The organism is Pseudomonas sp. R15(2017) (genome assembly GCF_002112685.1).
Taxonomy (GTDB): Bacteria; Pseudomonadota; Gammaproteobacteria; order Pseudomonadales; family Pseudomonadaceae; genus Aquipseudomonas; species Aquipseudomonas glycinae.
The window spans coordinates 20,319-27,390 of the sequence record NZ_NEII01000023.1 but is presented as its reverse complement, the minus strand read 5'-3'; the positions used below and the strand labels follow the sequence as shown (position 1 = coordinate 27,390).

At 63.4% G+C, this 7,072-nt stretch carries 9 protein-coding genes; 4 read left to right on the top strand and 5 right to left on the bottom strand.

The annotated features are described in order from the left end of the window. A partial coding sequence (locus tag CAF77_RS28455; protein ID WP_085713970.1) for a general secretion pathway protein GspC occupies window positions 1-325 on the bottom strand: 325 nt, incomplete at its 3' end. A 132-nt stretch (window positions 326-457) separates the two neighbouring features. Here CAF77_RS28455 and gspH point away from each other — a divergent pair. After that, window positions 458-910: a type II secretion system minor pseudopilin GspH gene (gene gspH, locus CAF77_RS28450; protein WP_074690232.1), complete on the top strand. Its 453-nt coding sequence runs from the start codon at window positions 458-460 to the stop codon at window positions 908-910. Beyond that, window positions 907-1,515 (top strand): prepilin-type N-terminal cleavage/methylation domain-containing protein, encoded by a 609-nt coding sequence (locus tag CAF77_RS28445; protein WP_085655783.1) that lies wholly within the window; start codon window positions 907-909, stop codon window positions 1,513-1,515. The genes gspH and CAF77_RS28445 overlap by 4 nt, the downstream gene beginning before the upstream one ends. A gap of 140 nt (window positions 1,516-1,655) precedes the next feature. Here the strand turns inward: CAF77_RS28445 and CAF77_RS28440 are convergent, their stop codons facing one another. Genes CAF77_RS28440 through CAF77_RS28430 form a run of 3 tightly spaced genes read right to left on the bottom strand, consistent with a single transcriptional unit; the run spans window position 1,656 to window position 3,850 of the window. Beyond that, window positions 1,656-2,594, bottom strand: a complete 939-nt coding sequence (locus CAF77_RS28440) for a DUF4880 domain-containing protein (protein ID WP_085655784.1) — start codon at window positions 2,592-2,594, stop codon at window positions 1,656-1,658. Between the two features lie 33 nt (window positions 2,595-2,627). Then, window positions 2,628-3,179, bottom strand: a complete 552-nt coding sequence (locus CAF77_RS28435; protein WP_011334580.1) for an RNA polymerase sigma factor — start codon at window positions 3,177-3,179, stop codon at window positions 2,628-2,630. Then, window positions 3,176-3,850: a secretin and TonB N-terminal domain-containing protein gene (locus CAF77_RS28430; RefSeq protein WP_085655785.1), complete on the bottom strand. Its 675-nt coding sequence runs from the start codon at window positions 3,848-3,850 to the stop codon at window positions 3,176-3,178. Before CAF77_RS28430 ends, CAF77_RS28435 begins: the two co-directional genes overlap by 4 nt. Before the next feature lie 195 nt (window positions 3,851-4,045). Between CAF77_RS28430 and CAF77_RS28425 the strand changes: the two genes are divergently transcribed. Beyond that, complete coding sequence (locus tag CAF77_RS28425; protein ID WP_064381183.1) at window positions 4,046-4,360, top strand: hypothetical protein; 315 nt, start codon at window positions 4,046-4,048, stop codon at window positions 4,358-4,360. Window positions 4,361-4,840: 480 nt separating this feature from the next. On the opposite strand, the gene CAF77_RS28420 is transcribed toward CAF77_RS28425, so the two are convergent. Further along, window positions 4,841-5,281 carry a carboxymuconolactone decarboxylase family protein gene (locus tag CAF77_RS28420; RefSeq protein ID WP_007959341.1) on the bottom strand — a complete coding sequence of 147 codons (441 nt, stop codon included), beginning with the start codon at window positions 5,279-5,281 and terminating at the stop codon, window positions 4,841-4,843. Window positions 5,282-5,591: 310 nt separating this feature from the next. On the opposite strand from CAF77_RS28420, the gene CAF77_RS28415 reads away from it, so the two are divergent. After that, a complete protein-coding gene (locus tag CAF77_RS28415) occupies window positions 5,592-7,028 on the top strand; it encodes a PLP-dependent aminotransferase family protein (RefSeq protein ID WP_085655786.1) in 1,437 nt (478 codons plus the stop codon). Window positions 7,029-7,072: the final 44 nt, after the last annotated feature.

Below are 7,072 nucleotides of genomic sequence, written 5' to 3'. Positions count from 1 at the left end.
CCACCAATTTCACCCCAGGACTCACCCGTTCCCCCTGCAAAAAGCTCCTCGGCGGTCCGTCGTTCAAACTCAAAATAGCCACCGCCCCACGACTCCCCGCCATCACCCCACTGACCTTGATCTCCACCGGCGCCGTTCGATTGGAAAACCACTGCAACGCCGGGTTATCGCTGCGCGCCGCAAGCAGTTGCGGGGTGGCCGCCGGGGTGTGGGATTCGGCGGTGGTCAGGAGCAGGGATGACCAGGTGGCGATGCCGACCAGGGCGGCCAGCAGTGCGGCGGCCTGGATGATTTGGGGGGGTGAAAAGCGTGCGGTGTATCTCATGGGCTGAATCTCCTTTTAGTCCCGGTGACCAGACTACGCGGCAATTCTCACGGTTTTATTTCACACGCCTTACATGTTGGCCGTGCAGGATGGTTTTTTGGGACGGGCTGAACGCAAAGGAGTGCGCATTCGATGAACCGGTGCAGGCAGCAGGGTTTTACGCTGATCGAGTTGATGGTGGTGCTGGTGATCATCGGGATCGCCAGTGCGGCGATCAGTCTGAGTATCAAGCCCGATCCGTTGCAGTTGCTGCGCAAGGACGCCGAGCGCGTGGCGCAGTTGCTGCAGATTGCCCAGGCCGAGGCCCGCGCCGATGGCCGGCCGATTACGTGGTTGAGCGATGGCAAGGGGTTTCGGTTCAGTCGGCGCAGTGACAGTGGCAAGGGCTTTGATCATTTCGATCGGGACCCGCAGTTGCGGCCGCGTCCCTGGCAGAGTCCGAAGCTGGAGGTGCGGGTGGAGCCGAAGCAGAAGGTGGTGCTGAACGCCGAGTGGATCAATCCGCCGCTGCAGTTGACGCTGTCTGACGGGCTCAATCGGTTGAGTGTGCTGCGCGATGCTTCGGGCCGGATTAGCGTGCAATGAACAGACAACAAGGTTTTACGCTGATCGAGGTGATGGTCGCGATTCTGTTGATGGCGGTGGTCAGTCTGATTGCCTGGAAGGGGCTGGACAGTGTCACCCGCGCCGACAGCCATTTGCAGGCCAGTGGTGAGCAGAGCGACAGCCTGTTGCGGGCGTTGAATCAGATGCAACGGGATGTGGAGATGCGCGCCGGGATCGAGCTGACGGAGCCGAAGAAGGTCGGCACTGAGGATGAACCGGCGACGGCGCCGCCTGCGCTGACGGTACGCAGCAGTGACAGCAAGGGGTTTCGGCTGGACATTATTCGGAGCGCGGCGGATCAATCGGGGGCTTTGCAGCGGGTGCGGTGGTGGCTCAAGGGGGACACGTTGTATCGCGCGGTGGCGCCGGCGCGCAGTCGCTATCCGTTGCCTGCTCCGACTGCGGGGGTTGCGGTGTTGGGTGAGGTGAGTGATTTGCAGGTGCGGGTTTGGGAGGTGGACAAGGGGTGGCGGCAGTTGAGCGGGAATCGGCGGGAGGATCCGTTGGGATTGGAGGTGAAGTTGACCCGGCAGACACCGCAAGGGCCGGAGAAGTACCGGCAAGTCATGGGACCGTTGCAGTAAGTCCTGCCTCCTCAAAACCCTGTGGGAGCTGGCCTGCCAGCGATGGGGCCTTCACATCCAACATATCATTGCCTGACATGCCGCTATCGCTGGCAAGCCAGCTCCCACAGGGTTTTAGGGTGTTTGTGGGTGTTGTGTAGTTAGCTGAGGACGACTACGCCGCCCGGTAGCTCGGTGCATTTGACGCCGTAGGCGTCACGGATCAGCGCGCCTACCCCGGCCAGTTGGTCGAGGGAGAAACGTGCCTGTACGCGGCGTTGGCCGAGTTCGCGGTTGAGCAGCAGCAACATGCCTGGGCGGTAGCGGTTGATCTCGTCGATCATCTGGCTCAGGGTCGCGCCGTTGAACACCAGCACCTGTTGGCGCCAGTTCATCACCGCCGCCGTATCGACGCTTTGCACGGTGCCGACCTGTTGCGCGTCATAGGTCAATTGCTGCCCCGGTTCCAGTCGCAGGCTGCGGCCTTCAACTTCCACGTCCACCGCGCCATCGAGGCACGTCACGCACACCTGCTGATCGAGGTTACGCAGGTTGAACCGCGCCCTGCTCGCCCGCAGCCAGCCGCCACCGGCCTGCATCGCCATCGGCAGCCGCGCGGTCTGCACTTCGACTTCGCCGCTGACCAGTTCAAAGCCCTGCACGCCCTCATCCACCGAACGCTGGTTGATGCGGGTCTGGGTGTTCAGTTCCAGGCTCAGGCCATCGGCCGGTTCGACCCGGCGTTGCTGGCCGACTTCGGTGATGTAATCCGCGCCAAGCCCGGAGAACCCGCCCGGAATCGTGCCGCGTACCAGCAGGAACGCGGCCGACGCGGCAATCGCTCCACCGAGAAAGGCCCGTCGTCCAAACCGTCGTGGCGCCTGCGTCGCTTCCGCCGCCGGTTGCAGCAGGTGCCACAACGCCTTGCAATCTTCGAAGGCGCGCGCGTGTTCGGGGCTTTGCGCGCACCACTGGCGCAGCGCTCGGGCGTCGGCGACCGTGGCGCGGCCGGAGGTCAGCAGGATCAGCCAGTCGCGGGCTTCGCTTTGCAGACGCTCGGCAGGCGTGGGCTCGGCAGGTGTCAGACGGAAGATGTTCAAACGCGCAGGTACTCGACGGGTTGATCGGGAGCTTCATTCACTAGACGGTTTTCCGGCCCCGCGACCGAACCGCTGAAACACTTTTCTTTCCAGTTTGGCCGCGCAGTGTCCGAGGGCAGCCTTGATTTCCTTCTCGACCATGCGCGTGGAGATGCCGAAACGCTGGGAGATTTCCAGGTGCGGCGCTTCTTCCAGGCGTGCGGCGATGAAGATCCGGCGGCGCCGGGCCGGCAGTTCGTAGAGGGCGCTGAGCAGGGACTGGATTTCCTTTTGGCCGCCGACCACGCGCATCGGGTCCAGCGCTTCGTCGCTGACTTGCAGCAGTTCTTCGACTTCGCTGCCGGTGAGCAGCCGCGCATCGGCCTGGCGGCGGTCGGCGGCGATGTTCAGGGCCATGCGATAGAGGTAGGCGTTGGGCCGCAGCAGGTTCGGCGGCGCTTCCATGCGGTCGACCCGCAGGTAGGTTTCGTGCAGCACGTCGTTGGCCAGGTCCTCCGAGCCGAGACGGCGTCGCAGGCGCACCCGAAAGTCCTCGTAGGACGTCAGGAACAGCTGGACCATCGAACTTTGTCCGGCGTCTTTCATCCCCCGGAAACTCCTTCCCATTGTGTGCATTCCATGCGCTTTCCTGACGATTCGGGTAACAACAGCAAGGTGACTGGCTGGCGCAATGCGCCAGGTGTCGGCCGGTCGATTTTGAGCGTGTGAAAACTGTCCACCAGCGCTGCATCGCGCCGAACATCGCCGGTCGAGGTGACCAACCGGTTGTGCTGCACCACGCCGTCGCGGCCGATCCACAACTGCAACACCGCGCGAAAACTGCCGGGCCGGGTCAGCGGCGAACGGCACAGGTTGCGTTCAATCGCGGCCTGCACCGCCGTGGCGTAACTGCGGTTGACCGCTGCGCTGGCGGGTGTCGGTTTCTCCGCCGGCATTGGCACGTCCTCGACTTGCGCCACTTGCAAGGTGAACGCGTCGTCGCGGCTGTACTTGGCCATCAAGCCACTGCCGCCGAGCATCCGACGCAACGCTTCGGCGGCGGTGAATTCACCGTCCACCGCCAATGAGCGTCGACCGCGACTCAACTGACTGTCGACCAGCACCGCCATGCCGGTGGCGCGGCTGAACTGTTCGAGGGCGTGGGCCAGTTCCTGGGCCGGGATGTGCAAGGTCATGCGCATCGTCGCCGGCATCGGGTCGGCGCTGGCGCGGCTCAGAAACAAGCCAAGCAGCAGCCCCAGACAGAGCTGGCGCATGAGCGCTGAGCGCACAACATCCTCCCTGGCACGGCCTCGCTGCACGGCTGATGTATCCCTGAAAACCGTCATCCTGAGGGCTGTTTATGAATCTGGTGTGACGGCCACTGCAAAAAAACCATCACGGGATCGGCGCCACCGTTGCACTAGACTCCTGAGCTAGAGCGGCCCCTTCGGGCCGGCCAGGAGGCAGGCATGAAATCAGTCTGGAAAGTTGCCCTCGGCGGGTTGCTGCTGACGGTGTTTAGCGCTGCACATGCGGAGCAGCCGCTGGGCTGTGTCGAGGTGACGGTGGGGGGCTACAAGGCGCCGAATTACGACTGCCTGAGCCAGCAGATGGGCAACAACCCCGACGGCGCGGCGGCTGCGCAGAAGAATCAGGAAGCGATGAATGTGCCGATCAACAAGCGTCCGCCGAATCAGGTGGGGTTGGCGACGCCGGCGGCCACCAGTACGCGGATGGGCAACACGTTTGGCACGTCGGTGAAACCGCAGCGGCCACCGAACTAGCTTTGATCGTTCCCACGCTCCTGCGTGGGAATGCAGCCCGTGACGCTCTGCGTCACTGGACGCGGAGCGTCCCCAGAGGCATTCCCACGCGGAGCGTGGGAACGATCAAAACCACAGCCACCGAACCACTTTTACCTGATCGTTCCCACGCTCCCGCGTGGGAATGCAGCCCGTGACGCTCTGCGTCACTGGACGCGGAGCGTCCCTAGAGGCATTCCCACGCGGAGCGTGGGAACGATCAAAACCACAGCCACCGAACCACTTTTACCTGATCGTTCCCACGCTACTGCGTGGGAATGCAGCCGTGACGCTCCGCGTCACTGGACGCGGAGCGTCCCCAGAGGCATTCCCACGCAGAGCGTGGGAATGCAGCCCGTGACGCTCCGCGTCACTGGACGCGGAGCGTCCCTAGAGGCATTCCCACGCGGAGCGTGGGAACGATCGACGCGCGGGCACGTGGGAGCGATCAACGGCTCGTGATCAATCGCTGGGAATCTGGCGGAAGCTCACCGCCAGGCGATTCCAGCTGTTGATGGTGCTGACGGCCATGGTCAGGTCCACCAGTTCCGTCTCGTTGAACTGTTCCCGCGCCTGCTGGTAAACATCGTCAGGCACCCGGCTGTCCGCCAGCAGCGTGACGGCTTCGGTCCAGGCCAGCGCCGCCCGTTCGCGCAGGTTGAAGAAGCCGCTGTCGCGCCAGACCGCGATGGCGTACAGCCGCCGATCCGTCTCCCCGGCCCGTCGCGCTTCCACCGAATGCATGTCGGTGCAGAATGCGCAGCCGTTGAGTTGCGAGGCGCGGATCTTGATCAGGTGCAACAGCGGCGGTTCGATGCTCAGGCTGCTGGTCAGCGCTTCCAGGGCAATCATCGCTTTCATGGCTTTGGGTGAAGCGCTGTAGTAATCCAGACGCGGGGACATGGGCGGGCCTCGGGCAGCAGAAGAGTGATTTCACGGTAGGCGCTGGTTGGGCAACGTTACAGCCCCAATTCCACGAAAAAACGGCAGACCACTGATTCAAGTAAAACAACATTTCTGTGGGAGCTGGCTTGCCAGCGATGGGGCAATCACATTCAACATAGATGTCAGCAGATACACCGCTATCGCTGGCAAGCCAGCTCCCACAGGGCCCTATGCCAATTTGCGGGATTTGCACTACGCAACTTCTGCCCCGCCCGCATTCGGGAGTAATCTGGCCGGCACACTCAATCGCCCGGAGCGCCCCGTCGGTATGGAACTGCATGTCGTAATCAATGGCCGCAAGGATCTGGCCGGTCAGTTGTACCAGCAACTGCGCGGCGCCATTGAATCCGGGCGTCTGGCCGCCGGCACGCAACTGCCGCCCAGCCGCTTGCTCGCCGAGCAACTGGGGATCTCGCGCAAGACCATTTCCGACACTTACGCGCAGCTCACCTACGAGAATTTCCTCACCGGCGTCATCGGCAAAGGCACTTACGTCAACGCCCGCTCGACGCCGGTGCAGCGCAAGCAAAGCCATTCCGAACTGGCCAGTTCCGAGGTGATCGAGAGCTGGCGCAATCTGCCGGTGTTCCTGCGCCATCCGACGCTTGAGGGCTCCCTGCGCTACGACTTCATCGGCGGCGCCACCAGCAAGGGGCAGTTTCCCCAGGATGACTGGCGCCGCTGTGTCTCTCACGCGCTACGGCAGATGGCCCATTCCAAAGGCTTCTACAGCGTGCCGGAAGGCCTGCCGGCGCTGCGCAATGCGATTGCCCGGCACATCGCGTTTTCCCGTGGCGTGAACTGTCAGGACGAGGACATCGTGGTGTGCAACGGCGCGCAACAGGCGCTGGACCTGATCACCCGAGTGCTGATCCGCCCCGGCAGTCTGGTGGCGATGGAAGATCCCGGTTACCCGCCGGCACGGCTGCTGTTCGGCACTCACGGGGCGACGGTGGTCGGCGTGCCGGTGGATGCCGAGGGCATTCAGGTCGAGCGGATTCCCGAAGGCACGCGGCTGATTTACGTGACGCCGTCGCACCAGTTTCCGCTGGGCATGCCAATGAGTCAGGCGCGGCGCGAGGCCCTGCTCGAACGGGCCCATGAGCTGGGCGCGATCATCATCGAGGACGACTATGACAGCGAGTTCCGCTACGAGGGCCGCCCGACCGATTCGCTGCACAAGCTCGATCAGCGCGGCATCGTCGCCTACGTCGGCACCTTCTCGAAAACCCTGCTGCCAGAGCTGCGGCTCGGCTATGCGATCCTGCCGCCGGCGATTCTCGAGGCGGTGATTCGCGCCAAGCAGCTCACCGACCTGCACGCCTCTACCCTGCCGCAATGGGCGCTGGCCAAGTTCATCGCCGAAGGCTGTCTGCTCAAGCACATCCGCCGCTGCCACACCATTTATGCCCAGCGCCGCGAGCGGATCCTGGCGCGCATGGCCACCGACCTGTCGCCGTGGCTGCAAGCCGTGCCGCCCAGCGCCGGTTTTCACATGGCGGTGTTCTGCAAGGTCCCCATCGATTTGCCGCTGGTGATCGAACTGGCGAAGAAGGTCGAAGTCGGGCTGTACGCCATCGATGGCTTCTATTACCAGCAGCCCCCAAGAAGCGGGATGTACTTTGGTTTCGGCGCCATCGAGACGCTGGACATCGACATCGCCCTCGACCGCCTGCGCGACATTCTGCAACAGGTCGCGGGTTAGATTGGACTAAACGATTAACCGCCGATTGGTTATTGGTGATCCGG